This window comes from Streptomyces sp. NPDC020731 (assembly GCF_044334705.1).
Classification (GTDB): Bacteria; Actinomycetota; Actinomycetes; order Streptomycetales; family Streptomycetaceae; genus Streptomyces.
The window spans coordinates 18,521-33,270 of record NZ_JBIRTN010000026.1 but is presented as its reverse complement, the minus strand read 5'-3'; the positions used below and the strand labels follow the sequence as shown (position 1 = coordinate 33,270).

The following is a 14,750-nucleotide window of genomic DNA, read 5'->3' as shown; positions in this document are numbered from 1 at the left end:
CCGGCATGACCAGCGCATCGCTCAAGCCCGCATCAGGACCCGCCCGTCGGACCGTCGTGGCGGCGGCCGGAGCGGCAGGTCTCGCCGTCGCGCTGACCGCGTGCGGAGGCTCCGACGACGACACGTCGAGCTCCTCCGTGGACTCCGGCTCCGCCGGCGGCTCGTCGGACGGCGGCGGCACGAGCGGCGGGGGTTCGGGCGGCGGCGAGAACGCCGGCGCCGGTGCCGACCCGCTCGCCTCGACCGCCGACATCCCCGAGGGCGGCGGAAAGGTCTTCGCCGACCGTAAGGTGGTCGTCACCCAGCCGACGGCCGGCGAGTTCAAGGCGTTCTCGGCGACCTGCACCCACCAGGGGTGCGCGGTGAAGAGCATCGCCGACGGGGTCATCAACTGCCCCTGCCACAACAGCAACTTCTCCATCACCGACGGCAGTGTGAGGAGCGGCCCGGCGACCAAGCCGCTGCCCGCCGTGGAGATCACGGTGAGCGGGGACTCGATCACCCTCGCCTGAGCCACCGGCGCCGGGCACGACATGAGAGACGAAGGGGCCGTATGACCGCCACGCAGCGCCGGGGCCGGAAGATCATGATGACACCCGGTGAGCTGGACGATTTCCTCACCGTCCAGCGCACCTGCCGGGTCGCCACGGTGTCCGCCGACGGCGCGCCGCACGTCAGCACGCTCTGGTTCGCCTGGGACGGCACCTCGCTGTGGCTGTACTCCGTGGTGCGCAGCAGACGCTGGACCGACCTGCGCGGGGATCCGCGAGTGGCGGTCGTGGTCGACACGGGAGAGGAGTACGACGAACTGCGCGGCGCGGAACTGTCCGGGCGGGTGGAGTTCGTGGGCGAGATCCCGCGCACCGGCGAGCTGCGCGCGGAACTCGACGTTCCGGAGACCTTGTTCGCCCGCAAGAACTTCGGCCTGGACGAGATGCCCCACGACGGCCGGCACGCCTGGCTGCGCCTGACCCCGGAGAAGATCGTGTCCTGGGACTTCAGAAAGCTGCCGACGCTGCCGTAGGCATGCCGTCCCCGCTCACCCCGACGCGCTCCCCCGCCTCCCGCAGCGCCCGCACCGCCGCCCGGATCGACGGGCGGCGGTCGGCGTCCGCGCGCCAGACGACGAAGACGTGCCGTCGTACGCGCTGCCGGAGCGGGACGGTCACCACCCCGTCGGGCAACGGGTTGCGGCCGAGCAGCGGGGCGATGCAGACGCCGAGTCCCGCCGCGACCAGGCCGAGCTGGGTGTGGCTCTCGGCGGCGCGGTGGCCGATGATCGGCTCGACGCCCTTGGAACGCAGGGTGAACATCAGCCACTCGTGGCAGAACTCGCCCTCGCCCCAGGTGATCCACTCGTCCTCGGCGAACTCGGCGAGGTCCACCTCGTCGCGGCCGGCGAGCCGGTGGCCGGCCGGGACGGCCATATCGGCCGGGTCGTCCAGCAGGGGCGCCTTGACCAGGCCGTCGGGCAGCGGCATCGGCTTGTTGTGCCAGTCGAGCAGCACCGCGAGATCGAGATCCCCGCGCACCACTCCCCGGATGCTCCGCTCCGGCTCCTGCTCGCGGGAGCGCACGCGCAGCGCGGGATGCCGCTCGCGCAGGTCCCGCAGGGCCACCGGAAACAGCCCCCGCGCGGCGGTCGGGAACGCCGCGACGCGCAGCTCGCCGGCGACCTGCCCGCGCTGCGCCTCCAGGTCGGACTGGGCGAGCTCGACCTGGGAGAGGATCCGCGCGGCATGCTCGGCGAGCAGCCGGCCCGCGTCCGTGAGCCGGACCCCGCGCCCGTTCTTGGCCAGCAGTTGCTGACCGGCCTCGCGCTCCAGCTTGGACATCTGCTGCGAGACGGCCGAGGTCGTGATGTGCAGGCCCTCGGCCGCACCGCTGACCGAGCCGTGCCGGGCGAGGGCGTCGAGGGTGCGCAGGCGCTCCAGGTTCAACATGTAAGCGATGCTACGAGATACCACGTTCGAAATCTCGATTGTGCTACGAGATGGATGTCCCGCATCGTTGCGTGCATGAGCAGCGTCATCGCGACCACCACCACACCGGCCCCGGCCGGCCCCGCCCCGGAGCGCACCCGTCCCCGTCTGGACTGGCGGCTGCGCTTCGGCATGCTCTCCCTGATCTGGGGATTCAGCTTCCTCCTCATCAAGGTCGGCACCCAGGGCTACGCCCCCTTCCAGGTCACCCTCGGCCGGCTGGCCTTCGGTACCGCCGTCCTGGCGGTCGCGATGGCGGTACGGCGGGAGGGACTGCCGCGCGGCGCGCGCACCTGGGGTCATCTCGCGGTCGCCGGGTTCCTGCTGAACGCCCTGCCGTTCTCGCTGTTCGCCTTCGCGGAGCTGACCATCCCGTCCACGCTGGCCGGCATCTGCAACGCGACCTCGCCGCTGTGGGGCATGGCCCTGTCGCTGGTGGCGCTGTCCGAGGACCGGCCGACCCGGGTGCGGGTGGCGGGACTCGGCCTCGGCTTCCTCGGCGTGCTGACCGTGCTGGGCGCCTGGCAGGGCTTCGAGGGCCTGGACGCCCGCGGTACGACGCTGGCCCTGCTGGCCTCGCTGAGCTACCCCGTCGGCTGGATCTACGTCCGCCGCACCCTGGCGGGCAGCAGCCACTCGAACCTCTCCCTGACCGGCGGCCAGCTGCTGCTGGCCACGGTCCAGCTGGCCGTCGTCACCCCGATGTTCACCACCATGCCGACCCGCTTCGCCGTCGGCCCGCTGCTGGCGATCGCCGCGCTGGGCATGCTGGGGACGGGTTTGGCCGTACTCATCCAGTACGGCCTGGTCGCCGAGGTCGGCCCGACGACCGGCCAGATGGTCACCTACTTCGTCCCGGTGATCGCCGCCGCGGCCGGCATCGTCCTCCTCGGCGAGACCCTGGCCTGGTCGACACCGGTGGGCGCGGCAATCGTCCTGGCGGGCGCGGCACTCACCCAGATGAGGCCGAAGAAGCCGGCGTAGCCACGGCAACGGTGCCGTGGCACGAACACCCCGCCCGCCGCCCCGGCGGCGGCCCGCACCGTCCGGACACCGACCGGGCCCCACCCGAACGCCCTCGCGGACGCCCGGGTGGGGCCGCAGAAGCCGGCGCGGCCACGGCAGCACCGCTCCGACACAGGTCCCGCCGGACCTCGTGACCCGAACGCCGCCCTGCCCCGCCCGCAGCAGCGGCCCGCCTCCGGACGTACCTCGCGGACGCCCCGGCGACACCGCAGAAGCCGGCGCGGCCACGGCCGTCCCAGGCCGGCGGCCCGTACCGTCCGGTGTCGGTCGCGCCGTTCAGGCGTACGTCCTCGTCGGCTCCCCGGCGGGGCCGAGCGCCGCCGCGATCGTCCCGGCCAGGGGCTCGATCTCCTCCTCCGTGAGTGTCGAGACCGTGACGCGGATGCCCGGTGGTGCGCTCATGCGGAAGCGGGCACCGGGGGCCACCGCCCAGCCGGCGTGCAGCAGACGGGCGACGGTGCCGGTCTCGTCGGGGACCGGCACCCACACGTTCATGCCACTGCGCCCGTGCGCCGCGATCCCGCGCCGGGCCAGCGCCCCGATCAGCGCGTCCCGGCGTCGCCCGTACCGCGCGGCCACGGCCGCCGGGTCCACCGCGCCCTCGCTCCACAGCCGCACCACCGCGCGCTGGACGATCCTGCTGACCCAGCCCGGCCCGAGCCGCTGCCGTCCGCGCACCCGGTCGAGGGTGACCGCGTCCCCGGTGAGCACCGCGAGCCGCAGGTCGGGGCCGTAGGCCTTGGCCGCCGAGCGCACGAAGGCCCAACTGCGGGTCGTACCCGCCAGGGCGTGCAGCGGCAGGTCGACGATGTGGTGCCCGTGGTCGTCCTCGATGAGCAGCGTCTCCGGGTGGTCGGCGAGCACCGGGCGCAGGGCACGCGCCCGGGCGGCGCTCAGCGCGGCGCCGGTCGGGTTCTGCGCCCGGTCCGTGACGATCAGGGCCCGCGCCCCGCCCGCCAGTGCCTTCCGTACGTCGTCGGGCGAAGGGCCCTCGTCGTCGACCCCTACGGGAACGATCCTCAGCCCCAGCGCCGGAACCAGGTCCAGCAGACTCCCCCACCCCGGATCCTCCACCGCGACCGCGTCCCCGGGCCTGAGATGTGCCGCGAGCACCCGCTCCATCGCGTCCAGCGCGCCCGAGGTGACGGCGACGGGCCCGTCCGGAACACCGTCGGCGTCCAGCCCGGCCCGCGCCAGCCGCACCAGCTCGGGCTCCACGGGCGCGTGCCCGTACAGCACCGGCTCCCGGTCGCCCTCCCCGGCCGCCGCCGCGAACGCCCCGGCCAGCGCGGGCAGCAGCGCGGGGTCCGGGTTGCCCTCGGACAGGTTCCGCACGCCCGGCGGGACCTCCACCCGGATGAGTTCACGCGCGGTGGTGGCCGGCTTGGACCGCACCCGGCTCCCCCGCCGGCCCGCGGTCTCGATGACCCCGCGCTCGCGCAGGGTCCGGTACGCGGCGGCGACGGTGTTCGGATTCACCCCGAGTTGCTCCGCCAACTCCCGCATGGGCGGCAGCGGTTCACCCGGCCGCAGCACTCCGTCGCCCACCGCACGCTCGACGCTCGCGGAAATCTCCGCTGCGCGCCGCCCACTGATCCGATACTCTCCTAGCACAAAGCCAATTATGCACTAGTGCAATGGAGAGTGCCATGCAGGGGACCCGGCAGCAGCGGCCCGCCGCCACCTACCCGCCCACCGAGCGCACCGTCCCCACCCGCTCCCCCGACCGTGCCGCCTACGACAAGGAGCTGGTGCACGCGATACTCGACGAGGGCTACGTCTGCCATCTCGGCTTCGTCCGGGACGGCGCGCCGGTGGTGCTGCCCACGCTGTACGGCCGGGTCGGCGAGGTCCTCTACGTCCACGGTTCGACGGGTTCGCGCCCGCTGCGCGCGGCGGGCCGGGCCGACCCCGGCCTTCCGGTGTGCCTGACCGTCACCCACGTCGACGGGCTGGTGCTGGCCCGCTCGGCCTTCCACCACTCGATCAACTACCGCTCCGTGGTGGTGCACGGCGTGGCGTACGACGTGACCGACCCCGAGGAGAAGCGCCGGGCGCTCGACGCCCTGGTCGACCATGTCGTACCGGGCCGCGCCGCCGACTCCCGGCCGGCCGACAAGAAGGAGCTGGCCGCCACGGCGGTGATCCGCCTCGATCTGGACGAGGTCTCCGCCAAGCTCCGCACCGGCGGCGTCAACGACGAGCCCGAGGACCTGGACCTGCCCCACTGGGCCGGTGTCGTCCCGCTGCGCAAGGGCTACGACACCCCGCTCGCCGACGCGGGCCTGGCCCCCGGCACCGAACTGCCCGGCTACCTGACGGTCCTGTGATGCTGATCCACCCCTGGGACGCGCCCCGCGACGACGCCGAGTGGCAGCGGTGGCTGACCACGCACGACTTCGGCCAGCTCGCGGTCAACGGCCCACCGGGCGAACCGCCGTACGTCCAGCCCCTGCACTTCGCCTACGACGCCGAGCACGGTGAGGCGGTCACGCACCTGGCCCGGCCGAACCCGCTCTGGCACGCCGTCGAGGCGAACCCGGTCGTCCTGCTGAGCGTGGTCGACGACTACGTCTACGTCCCCGGCCCCTGGCAGGCCGAGCCCGGCACCCCGCCCGAGCACGGCGTCCCGACGAGCCTCTATGCGTCCGTCCAACTGCGCTGTCACGCCCATGTCGTGGACGATCCGGCGCAGAAGGCCGCGCTCCTCAACCGCCAGGTCGGCCACTTCCAGCCGGAGGGCGGCTCCGCGCATGCGGCGGCGGGCGAGGCCCCGTACGGCAGGCTGCTGTCCGGGATCCGCGGGCTTCGGCTCGAAGTGACGGGCGTACGGGCGAAGTTCAAGTACGCGGGCAAGCGGTCCGAGACCGTACGGGAGCGCATCGCGGCCGGGCTGGCGGACCGGGACGGCGTGCGTGACGCGGAGGCACGCGCGCACGTCCTGCGCCGGCAGCCGGCCTGACCCGGGGGCCCTCCCGCGCGGAAGGGCCCCTCGCCGTCACACCGGCACCATGTCCTGCCCCTCCCTGCGGGCCCGCGCACCCCGCGCCTCGCCCACCGCGAGACCCGCGACCGAGCCCAGCATCAGCAGGGTCCCTGCCAGGGTGGCCGCCGTCAGCCGCTCACCGAGCAGGGCGACCGCGAGCACCGCCGCGCTCACCGGCTCCAGCAGCATGATCACGGACACGGTGGCCGACCGTACGACGGCGGCACCGGCGAAGTAGAGGCCGTACGCGAGCGCCGTCGGCACGGAGGCGACATACGCCAGCAGGCACAGCAGCGCGCCGGGGGCATCGGTGTGCGGCACCAGTCCCTCGACCGCGGCGAACGGCAGCAGCACCAGGCTGGTGACGGTGAACGCCCCGACGGTCGTACCGGAGGAGTCCGTACCGCCGTCGCGTCCCCACCAGCGGGTGAGCAGTGTCATCGCCGAGTATCCGGCCGCGGACAGCAGGGCGAGCAGCACGCCCCACGGGTCCACGGTCGCGCCCCCGCCGCCGAGGACGAGCACGACGAGTCCGGCGAGCGCGCCCACGACGGCGGCCAGCCCGCCGCGCCCCAGGCGCTCCTTCATGGCCAGTCGCGCGCCGAGCGCGATCAGTACGGGTCCGGCCCCGAGGGTGATGACGGTGGCCACGGCGAGTCCTGTGGCGGAGACGGCCGCGAAGTAGGAGGTCTGGAAGACCGCGAGCCCGATGCCGGTGGCTCCGGCGCGCAGCGCCCGGCGGCGGCGCGGTTCGGGGGCGGCGGTCCGGACGCGCCGCGACAGCGGCCGGACGGCGAGCAGCAGCACCAGGCCGGCCGCGCAGCGCCAGAAGGACAGGGCGACGGGACCCATGTCGCTGGTCCGGTAGACCAGTGACGCGGCGGCGCCCGCGGTGCCCCAGGCGGCACCGGCGACGATCAGATAGAGGAGGCCTCGCCCGACGGGCAGGCCGGAGACGGCGTTAGACACGTGTTCTCTCCGCGGATGCACGCACCACGCGCGTCGGCGTGGGCGCGGAAGTTCGGGGAAGGATCCCGGATCAGGCCCGGTCGGGACCGGACCGGCGGGATCCGCGGACTTCGTCTGCGGGCAGCACCGTCACGCCCGGCGACCAGCCGGGCGGATGTGCCGGAGGGCCCGCCTCAGGCGGCCGGGGGCGGAAGAACACGTGCGTGCGCATGCATGATCAGCACCCTAGGCGGTCGTTCCCGGCGTGGACAACTCCCGTTCGGGCCCGCCGCTCGCCACCGGCTTCCCGGAGCCCTTCGCCGGAGCCGAGGACTGGGCGATGAAAGCACCCGTCAGGACCACCGCGCCGCCCACGATCTGCGGTGCCGACAGATGCTCGCCGAGCAGGACCCAGGCGAGGACGGTGGCGATGACCGCCTCCAGACAGGCCACGACACCGGCGACCTGCGGCGAGAGCCGGCGCACCGACACCACCCCGGTGACGTACGCGACCACCGTGGCGACGAGGACGATCCAGGCCAGCAGTACGAAGGCGGCGACCGGGGTGCCGTCCATCTCCGCGCTGCCGGTGAGCACGGACCACTCCATGGACCAGGGGCGGGCGACGACGGTCAGGACGGCGGCACCGATCAGCAGCCCGTAGGCGATCACACCGAGTGGGTCGGGTGCCTTCTCGCCGTCGCCGCCCTGGTCGGACAGGACGAAGTAGCCGACCTGGCAGCAGGCCGCGCCGAGCGCGAGCAGCAGACCGAGGGCGTCGAAGCCGAGGCCCGCCCACACCTCCACGACACAGGCGAGCCCGCCCACCGCCAGGACCACGCCGACCGCGGCGGCGCGGGTCACCGGCCGCCGCTGCACGAACCGCACCCAGCCGAGCACGAGCGCGGGCGCCAGATATTCGACCAGCAGCGCGACGCCGACAGGGATGCGGGAGAGAGCGGCGAAGTAGCAGGCCTGGACGCCGGCCACGGCGAACAGGCCGAATCCGGCGAGCAGCCCGGGCCTGCTGCGCAGGAGTCCCCGGTGGCGCACCGCCAGCGGGAGCATGACGAGCGCCGCGCCCGCCACCCGCAGCCACACGACGTGGAGCGGGTCGAGACCCGCCTCGATCAGCGGCTTGGCCGCCACACCGGACCCCCCGAAGGCCAGCGCGGACAGCAGTGCGAGGCCGAGTCCGACGCCCTTTCGGTGGTCGCTCGGGGTATTGGCAGAGGTAGGCACCGGCACATGATGACAGGACCCGACAGGAGCGTCACCCCTTATGACGCCTGTCTCACCGACCGGACGGCACCTCGAGCCGGGCCAACAGTTCACGGGAGTCGATTCCGGCGCGTTCGAGGACCTCGACGGCACGCGCCCGCGGGTCCACGACGATCGCCGCGAGCAGGTCCGTACCGCACGCCGGGCCGCGGCCGTGGTGGGCGGCGCGCTCGTGGGCGTACTCCATGCAGCCCGCGGCCAGCGGTGAGAAGCCCGCGACCTCGGTCACCACGGGGACGCCGCCGGAGTCCTCGACCGCGCCCTGCCAGCGCAGCCCGTAGCCGATGCTGCGCTGGACCAGATAGCCGAGCAGCCGGGCGATCCGGGGGCCCTCGCCGAAGACGGCTCTCACCTCGGCGTCGGACTCCAGGAGCGAGTGCAGCAGATGGGCGGTGTCGATCTGGCGGTCCCCGTCCCGGACCGTCCTGCGCCGGGCACCGGCCACCACCGCTGCCAGCTCGGCGCCGAGCCCGACATCGTTCTCCGCGCGGTGGATGCCCTGTTCCTGGGGCTCCTGGGCCTGTTGCCGTGGGATACGGGGTTGCACATCCCCACCCCATCAGGCCCGCGGGCCCGGGACATCCCCGGCGAGGGGCATCTTGGCGTCCCACGGGAAGTGGACGTCCCGGGCCGGAATCTCCTCCTTGCGAAGGAGATCAGGGTGTTTCCGTCCGAGGGACGCGCGCCGGTTTGCGTCACGCCCCTCGCCGGTCCTCACCGACTCCGTCAGTCCTCGTCGGCGAGGATCAGGTACAGCTTCTTGCGGGCTTCGTTGATGACGGCGAGAGCCTTCTCCCGCTGCTCCTTGCTGCCCGTCTTCCAGACCTGCCCGAAGGCCTCCATCAGGCCGAAGCCGGCCTGACGGATCTCGCTCAGCGCCTCCCAGTCGACCCCGCGCGAGGCCTCCTCCCAGGGAGCCTCGGGGCCTTCCTCGGCCGCCGAGCGGCCTGCGTCGGTGAGCGAGAACAGCTTCTTGCCGCCCTCGGACTCGCTGACGATCAGCCCCTCGTCCTCCAGCAGTTGGAGGGTGGGGTACACCGAGCCGGGGCTGGGCTTCCACGCCCCGCCGCTGCGCTCGGCGATCTCCTGGATCATCTCGTAGCCGTGCATCGGACGGTCCTTCAGCAGGGCCAGGATCGAGGCCCGTACGTCACCGCGCCGCGCCCTACCCCTCGGTCCGCCGCGCCCTCGCCCGCCCCAGGGGCCGCCGTGCCCGAAACCCGGGCCGAAAGGACCGCCGGGACCACCGGGGCCCCCCGGACCGAAGGGCCCGAAGGCCGCCCGCAGCCGGTCGAAGTCGCCACGGCCGCCACGTGGGCCGCCGTGACCGTGTCCGTGCTCGTGACCATGGGTACGCATTGTGACCACTCCATTCCATCGTTGATCTGTCGCGATGCTTCAACGATATATCGGGACTGTTCGTCCGACAACCCTTTGGGTCAGGACGCAGCCGCGACGAACGGTCCAGGACTCGCGAATTGGCCTTGGCCTGCGGCTTCGCACAGCTCCTACCGTCAGGGCATGCGGATTCGAATCGTCGACGCCTTCACCGACCGGCCCTTCGCCGGCAACCCCGCCGGAGTGCTGCTCCTGGACGCCTTCCCGGACGACCCCTGGCTGCAGAACGTCGCCCTGGAGGTCAACCACGCCGAGACGGCCTTCGCCCACCCGCTCCCCGCGGGCGGCGAGGCCGACTGGGCGCTGCGCTGGTTCACCCCCGCCACCGAGGTCGCGATGTGCGGCCACGCGACGCTGGCCACCGCGCACGTCCTGCACACCACCGGCGCGCACCGGGGCCCGGTGCGGTTCGCCACCCGCAGCGGCGTCCTCGTCGCCACGCCCGGCGAGGACGGCTCCGTCACCCTGGACTTCCCCACCGCCCCGCTCACCGCGGCCGACGTTCCCGAGGGCCTCGCCGAAGCGCTGGGCACCCGGCCGCTCACGGCGTTCGACACCGGCCCGAACATCGGGGACCTGCTCGTCGAGGTCGCCGACGAGCGGACCGTCCACGCCCTGCGGCCCGACCTCAAGGCCCTGGCCGCCCACTCCGAGCGCGGCATCATCGCCACCGCCCGCGCCGAGAACCCCGCCCTCGGCTACGACTTCGTCTCCCGCTGCTTCTTCCCGAACGTCGGCATCGACGAGGACCCGGTCACCGGCAGCGCGCACACCGCTCTGGCCCCCTACTGGTCCGAGCGCCTCGGCCGCTCCGGCCTCACCGGCCTGCAGGCCTCACCGCGCTCCGGCCGCGTCCGCACCGAGGTGCGCGGCGCGCGCACCCTGCTGAGCGGACGGGCCGTGACCGTCATCGAGGGCGATCTGCTGGTCTGATCCCGGCACGACAGAGGGGGCGTACGGCCGCACCGTACGCCCCTCTCCGCCGCCTCACGCCGTCGGCAGCCAGTCCACCTTGCCTGCCAGCAGCGCGTACCCCACGAACGCCCCGATGTCGAGCAGCGTGTGCGCGGCCACCAGCGGCCCGACGCGCCCCCAGCGCCGGTAGAGGTACACGAACACCACGCCCATGACCATGTTCCCGATGAAGCCGCCGATGCCCTGGTAGAGGTGGTAGGAGCCGCGCAGCACCGAACTGCCCGCCATCGCCGCTCCCGGGGACCAGCCCAGCTGGTTGAGCCGGCGCAGCAGGTAACCGAGGACGATGACCTCTTCGACGATCGAGTTCTGCAGCGCCGAGAGGATCAGCACGGGGTACTTCCACCACACCTCGGGCAGCGCCTCCGGCACCACGGTGAGGTTGAAGCCGAGCCCGCGCGCGGCCAGGTAGAACGCGATGCCGCTGCTGCCGATCACCGCCGCGACCGCCGCTCCGCGGCCGAGGTCGAACCAGGGCCGGGTGCGGTCGAAGCCGAGAACGCGCAGTCCCACACCCTCGCGCAGCAGGAAGTGCGCGACCAGCGCGACGGGGACGAGCGCCGTGGCGATCCCGAAGAGCTGCCAGGCCAGGTCCAGCCAGGGACGGCCCGGCGCGGCCGAGGCGTTGAGGGTGGCCGCCTGGTCCTTCAGGCCGCCCGGCCTGGTGACCGAGCCGACAAAGCTGATCAGCGCGGACACTCCGCTCGCGCCCAGGGACAGCGCGAGCACCAGCAGCGTCTCGTTGCGCAGCGTCGTCCGCGACAGCCTCCGCTCAGGAAGGGAATCGGCCCCCGGGCCCGCCTCCGCCTGCACGCCTGCCTCCACATCACCGATCGGTCCGATCAGTATGAGGGCAGCGGCTGTGCGCCCGGCCGGGGGGCCGCTGAGCGGGTCAGCCCGTGGGCACAGGTTCCGGCAGCCCCACCGGCCAGGTGTGTACGGGATCCCCCTGTTCCATCAGCTCGCGGTAGCGGCGGGTGGTGGCGGCCAGGGCGGCGTCGCGGCCCAGACCCAGGTCCAGCGCCCGGTGGAAGGTCGCGGCCTGCCAGGTCGCACCGTTCACCCTCCGCCGGCACCGCTCCTCGATCACCCCGAGGTACAGGTCGCGGTCGGCGGGCTCGATCCCCCACGCGTCCAGTCCGGCCTCGGCGAGCGGCAGCAGTTCGTCCCGTACGAGGGTGACCGCGTCCACCTCGCCCAGACCGCCGAGACGACCGCGCCGGGGCCAGGTGAGGCGGGCGTCGATGCCGTGCTTGCAGGCGGCGTCGAAGTTGGCGGCGGCGGCCTCGAAGGGCAGCCGGGTCCACACCGGCCGGCTGTCCTCGGCGAGGGCGCGGACGACTCCGTAGTAGAAGGCCGCGTTGGCGATGACGTCGGTGATCGTGGGACCGGCGGGCAGCACCCGGTTCTCCACGCGCAGGTGGGGGACGCCGTCGGCGATGCCGTAGACGGGGCGGTTCCAGCGGTAGACGGTGCCGTTGTGCAGGACGAGTTCGGCGAGGCTGGGGACGCCACCCCGGTCCAGCACCTCGAGCGGGTCCTCGTCGTCGCAGATGGGCAACAGGGCCGGGTAGTAGCGCAGGTTCTCCTCGAACAGGTCGAACGCCGAGGTCACCCAGCGCTCCCCGAACCAGGTGCGCGGCCGCACGCCCTGGGCCTGGAGCTCGGGCGGGCGGGTGTCGGTGGACTGCTGGAACAGCGGGGGCCGGGACTCGCGCCACAGTTCGCGGCCGAACAGGAACGGCGAGTTGGCGCCGACGGCGATCTGGGCGGCGGCGACGGCCTGGGCCGCGTTCCACACACTGGCGAAGCGCTCCGGGGTGACCTGGAGGTGCAGTTGCACCGAGGTGCAGGCGGCCTCCGGAGCGATGGACTTGGAGGTGCAGCTGAGGCGCTCGACGCCGTCGATGTCGAGGGTGAAGTCCTCACCGCGCGCGGCCACGATCTGTTCGTTGAGCAATGCGTAGCGGTCGACGTCGGAAAGATTCGAGGAGACCAGGTCGTCCCGGTCCAGCGTCGGCAGGATGCCGATCATCACGATCCCCGCGTCCACCTCGCCGGCTTTCCGGTCGGCGTACGCGAGCGAAGTGCGCAGTTCCTCGTCGAGCCGGTCGAATACCCGCCCGCCCAATCGGTGGGGGGCGATGTTCACTTCCAGATTGAACATGGCGAGTTCTGTCTGGAAGTCCCTGCTGGCGATCCGTTCGAGGACTTGCGCATTCAACATTCTCGGCATGCCGTCGGCGCCCGCGAGATTCAATTCGATCTCCAGCCCCATGAGGTTCCTGGGGCGGTCGAACCGCTTCTCCGCCAGGAGTCGCTCCAAGCCCGTCAGGCAGCTGCGGAGCTTCTCACGGTAGCGCTGGCGATCGGACAGGTCGAACCGGCCTGCCACGACCTTTTCCCCCATCGAAGCGTCCTTCCTCGCGCGGGCGGACCGAAGATCGTCCGCCGGGGTCCCGGTCCACAGGCAAGGATGCCCCGTCGATGCGATCGATAACGCCCCGGACGGCGCCGTCGACCGCTAGTCTGATCGATGTGACCAGTGGCACATTCACTAGGCATGGCACAGAAGGCCACTTGCGGGCCGGTTGCGAACTCGTGAAAAACGCCGATGAGAATTGGCCGACCGCTTCGCGGTCATTTTCCGAGGTCACCGGCGTGCACCCTGCCTGGAATCGGGATTATTTTCTCATTTCACCGGCCAGAAGTACCCTTGTTCCGCCGGTCGAAAACGGCTAGACGAAACATAGTCTGAACACGTGTCGTATAAACTTCGCGCACAAGGCAGAAGGTTGGCGCCCGCGGTTCGAGTGATCCAGCCGAGAGGTGGCGTGCGGCACTCCGCGCCCCCGTCTCCCGGACTCGGCCCCCGGCCCCTGCCTCTCTGACCTTCGCGAGCTGACAGCGCCGTCCGCCACGCCCCGCCCTCGCGCCACTGTGCCTTCGAATGAGAGGCGACCCACCATGCCGCTGCATGTCCCCCCGGCTCCCGCGCCCGCACTGCGTTCCGTCCTGACCGCGCTCTCCTCGCCGACCGCGGTCCGCGAAGCCCGAACTCCCTCCCTGCTCGTCGCCCAGGGACCCTCCTCACCCGAGTTGCCCCTTCCCGTGCACGTCCTGGAGCGGACCGCCCCCGACGGCGGGACCGCCACCCGGCTGGCCGGCTGGCGTTTCCTGATCCGTACCGGCGACCGCGCGGTGGCCGCCGCGGACACCGTGCTCACCGCCGACGGCTGGACGTTCTCCCGCTTCTTCGAGGGCCCCTACATCACCTCCACCGAGCTCGCGCTGCGCCAGGCCGAGGCCATGGCACAGCCGTACCAGCCCCGGCTGCTCTCGGTGCCGAGCCTCTACATGCTGACGCTCTGGCTGCACGGCGATCCCACCGCGGACGGCGCCACCGGCCACCCGGCCGCCACCGATCTGCTCGTCCCGCTCGCCCCGGCGCCGCCCGGCATCGCGGCCCACCGCCCGCACCGGTTCGCCGACCTGCTCCCGGTCCTGACGCACCGGGTGGCACCGGCCCGGCTGCTCGGCTCACCCGCCTGAGAAGACACCGCGTACCCCGCCGCCCGGAACTCCCGACGCGGCGGGGTACGCGCTGTTCCCGGGAGGACTAGCCCCATCCGGCCACGCCGAACCACCCGAAGTGACAGTGCAGTTGAGATGAACCGTCCGCGCGGGTGACGCGTCATCAACCTGTGAGGAGCGGTGCCGCGAAATCCCTGCGGATCGTCGCCCATGGGGCAACACTGGTTTCCGACCGACTTATCACAACGGGGGGCGGCCATGAACGAAACTTCACGCCGCGGAACTGAAACGACAGCCGACTCACAGGTCACCACAGAGCGAGAGATCCCACCCATGTGCCAGCACCAACCACCGTGCCCCTCAGCCGACTCCGCCGACCGGGAATCCGCCCGTCTCGTGGCGCACCACCCAGAGCAGGGCTGGAGCCTGCTGTGCAACGGTGTCGTGTTCTTCGAGGACACCGGTGAACTCCTGCCCGACGGCAGGATCATCGCCCCGCAGCGTCCCCGGGGCGCCAGCCTGACCACCGCCTGATCCCGACCGGGCGGGAACGGGGCCCGCCCGGGGACACGAGGGGCCGGACGCAGGACCTCCTGCGCGCCGGCCCCGACGCGTGTCCG

16 protein-coding genes are annotated in these 14,750 nt (G+C 72.6%); 8 read left to right on the top strand and 8 right to left on the bottom strand.

Going from position 1 to position 14,750, the window contains the following annotated elements:
• Positions 1–5: 5 nt before the first annotated feature.
• The gene (locus tag ACH4VX_RS31970; RefSeq protein WP_398372350.1) at positions 6–512 is read left to right on the top strand and encodes a Rieske (2Fe-2S) protein; all 507 of its coding nucleotides are present in this window, start codon (positions 6–8) and stop codon (positions 510–512) included.
• Positions 513–553: 41 nt separating this feature from the next.
• Entirely contained in the window at positions 554–1,024 is a 471-nt protein-coding gene (locus ACH4VX_RS31965; RefSeq protein ID WP_398372348.1) for a pyridoxamine 5'-phosphate oxidase family protein, read from the top strand.
• Here the strand turns inward: ACH4VX_RS31965 and ACH4VX_RS31960 are convergent.
• Complete coding sequence (locus tag ACH4VX_RS31960; RefSeq protein WP_398372346.1) at positions 999–1,943, bottom strand: LysR family transcriptional regulator; 945 nt, start codon at positions 1,941–1,943, stop codon at positions 999–1,001. The genes ACH4VX_RS31965 and ACH4VX_RS31960 overlap by 26 nt on opposite strands.
• Positions 1,944–2,018: 75 nt before the next feature.
• On the opposite strand from ACH4VX_RS31960, the gene ACH4VX_RS31955 reads away from it, so the two are divergent.
• Positions 2,019–2,966 carry a DMT family transporter gene (locus ACH4VX_RS31955; RefSeq protein WP_398372345.1) on the top strand — a complete coding sequence of 316 codons (948 nt, stop codon included), beginning with the start codon at positions 2,019–2,021 and terminating at the stop codon, positions 2,964–2,966.
• A 318-nt stretch (positions 2,967–3,284) separates the two neighbouring features.
• Here ACH4VX_RS31955 and ACH4VX_RS31950 read toward each other — a convergent pair whose 3' ends face one another.
• Complete coding sequence (locus ACH4VX_RS31950; RefSeq protein ID WP_398372343.1) at positions 3,285–4,622, bottom strand: aminotransferase class I/II-fold pyridoxal phosphate-dependent enzyme; 1,338 nt, start codon at positions 4,620–4,622, stop codon at positions 3,285–3,287.
• Positions 4,623–4,657: 35 nt separating this feature from the next.
• On the opposite strand from ACH4VX_RS31950, the gene ACH4VX_RS31945 reads away from it, so the two are divergent.
• Positions 4,658–5,338 (top strand): pyridoxamine 5'-phosphate oxidase family protein, encoded by a 681-nt coding sequence (locus ACH4VX_RS31945; protein WP_398372341.1) that lies wholly within the window; start codon positions 4,658–4,660, stop codon positions 5,336–5,338.
• Positions 5,338–5,970, top strand: coding sequence for an FMN-binding negative transcriptional regulator (locus tag ACH4VX_RS31940; protein ID WP_398372340.1), 633 nt, complete (start codon positions 5,338–5,340; stop codon positions 5,968–5,970). The genes ACH4VX_RS31945 and ACH4VX_RS31940 overlap by 1 nt, the downstream gene beginning before the upstream one ends.
• A gap of 36 nt (positions 5,971–6,006) precedes the next feature.
• Here the strand turns inward: ACH4VX_RS31940 and ACH4VX_RS31935 are convergent, their stop codons facing one another.
• The 4 genes from ACH4VX_RS31935 to ACH4VX_RS31920 form a co-directional block, all read right to left on the bottom strand.
• The gene (locus tag ACH4VX_RS31935) at positions 6,007–6,963 is read right to left on the bottom strand and encodes a DMT family transporter (RefSeq protein WP_398372338.1); all 957 of its coding nucleotides are present in this window, start codon (positions 6,961–6,963) and stop codon (positions 6,007–6,009) included.
• Positions 6,964–7,188: 225 nt separating this feature from the next.
• Complete coding sequence (locus ACH4VX_RS31930; RefSeq protein WP_398372336.1) at positions 7,189–8,190, bottom strand: EamA family transporter; 1,002 nt, start codon at positions 8,188–8,190, stop codon at positions 7,189–7,191.
• Between the two features lie 46 nt (positions 8,191–8,236).
• On the bottom strand, positions 8,237–8,770 hold the full coding sequence (locus ACH4VX_RS31925; protein ID WP_398372335.1) for a Clp protease N-terminal domain-containing protein: 534 nt from the start codon (positions 8,768–8,770) through the stop codon (positions 8,237–8,239).
• Positions 8,771–8,949: 179 nt separating this feature from the next.
• Positions 8,950–9,582, bottom strand: coding sequence for a PadR family transcriptional regulator (locus ACH4VX_RS31920; protein ID WP_398372333.1), 633 nt, complete (start codon positions 9,580–9,582; stop codon positions 8,950–8,952).
• A gap of 162 nt (positions 9,583–9,744) precedes the next feature.
• Here ACH4VX_RS31920 and ACH4VX_RS31915 point away from each other — a divergent pair, with 162 nt between their 5' ends.
• Positions 9,745–10,554: a PhzF family phenazine biosynthesis protein gene (locus ACH4VX_RS31915; protein WP_398372331.1), complete on the top strand. Its 810-nt coding sequence runs from the start codon at positions 9,745–9,747 to the stop codon at positions 10,552–10,554.
• 54 nt (positions 10,555–10,608) lie between these two features.
• Here ACH4VX_RS31915 and ACH4VX_RS31910 read toward each other — a convergent pair whose 3' ends face one another.
• Together ACH4VX_RS31910 and ACH4VX_RS31905 are read right to left on the bottom strand one after the other, a co-directional pair.
• Positions 10,609–11,409: a CPBP family intramembrane glutamic endopeptidase gene (locus tag ACH4VX_RS31910; RefSeq protein WP_398372329.1), complete on the bottom strand. Its 801-nt coding sequence runs from the start codon at positions 11,407–11,409 to the stop codon at positions 10,609–10,611.
• 79 nt (positions 11,410–11,488) lie between these two features.
• Positions 11,489–13,006 (bottom strand): glutamate-cysteine ligase family protein, encoded by a 1,518-nt coding sequence (locus tag ACH4VX_RS31905; RefSeq protein WP_398372327.1) that lies wholly within the window; start codon positions 13,004–13,006, stop codon positions 11,489–11,491.
• Between the two features lie 557 nt (positions 13,007–13,563).
• Between ACH4VX_RS31905 and ACH4VX_RS31900 the strand changes: the two genes are divergently transcribed.
• Positions 13,564–14,148: a hypothetical protein gene (locus ACH4VX_RS31900; RefSeq protein ID WP_398372325.1), complete on the top strand. Its 585-nt coding sequence runs from the start codon at positions 13,564–13,566 to the stop codon at positions 14,146–14,148.
• A gap of 315 nt (positions 14,149–14,463) precedes the next feature.
• Positions 14,464–14,664, top strand: coding sequence for a DUF5999 family protein (locus tag ACH4VX_RS31895; RefSeq protein WP_073934577.1), 201 nt, complete (start codon positions 14,464–14,466; stop codon positions 14,662–14,664).
• Positions 14,665–14,750: the final 86 nt, after the last annotated feature.

Coding starts and splice junctions, on each gene's coding strand:
- ACH4VX_RS31920 (WP_398372333.1), bottom strand. CDS start 9,582: ATGCGTACCCATGGTCACGAGCACGGACACGGTCACGGCGGCCCACGT.
- ACH4VX_RS31965 (WP_398372348.1), top strand. CDS start 554: ATGACCGCCACGCAGCGCCGGGGCCGGAAGATCATGATGACACCCGGT.
- ACH4VX_RS31970 (WP_398372350.1), top strand. CDS start 6: ATGACCAGCGCATCGCTCAAGCCCGCATCAGGACCCGCCCGTCGGACC.
- ACH4VX_RS31960 (WP_398372346.1), bottom strand. CDS start 1,943: ATGTTGAACCTGGAGCGCCTGCGCACCCTCGACGCCCTCGCCCGGCAC.
- ACH4VX_RS31945 (WP_398372341.1), top strand. CDS start 4,658: ATGCAGGGGACCCGGCAGCAGCGGCCCGCCGCCACCTACCCGCCCACC.
- ACH4VX_RS31955 (WP_398372345.1), top strand. CDS start 2,019: ATGAGCAGCGTCATCGCGACCACCACCACACCGGCCCCGGCCGGCCCC.
- ACH4VX_RS31905 (WP_398372327.1), bottom strand. CDS start 13,006: ATGGGGGAAAAGGTCGTGGCAGGCCGGTTCGACCTGTCCGATCGCCAG.
- ACH4VX_RS31895 (WP_073934577.1), top strand. CDS start 14,464: ATGTGCCAGCACCAACCACCGTGCCCCTCAGCCGACTCCGCCGACCGG.
- ACH4VX_RS31915 (WP_398372331.1), top strand. CDS start 9,745: ATGCGGATTCGAATCGTCGACGCCTTCACCGACCGGCCCTTCGCCGGC.
- ACH4VX_RS31940 (WP_398372340.1), top strand. CDS start 5,338: ATGCTGATCCACCCCTGGGACGCGCCCCGCGACGACGCCGAGTGGCAG.
- ACH4VX_RS31900 (WP_398372325.1), top strand. CDS start 13,564: ATGCCGCTGCATGTCCCCCCGGCTCCCGCGCCCGCACTGCGTTCCGTC.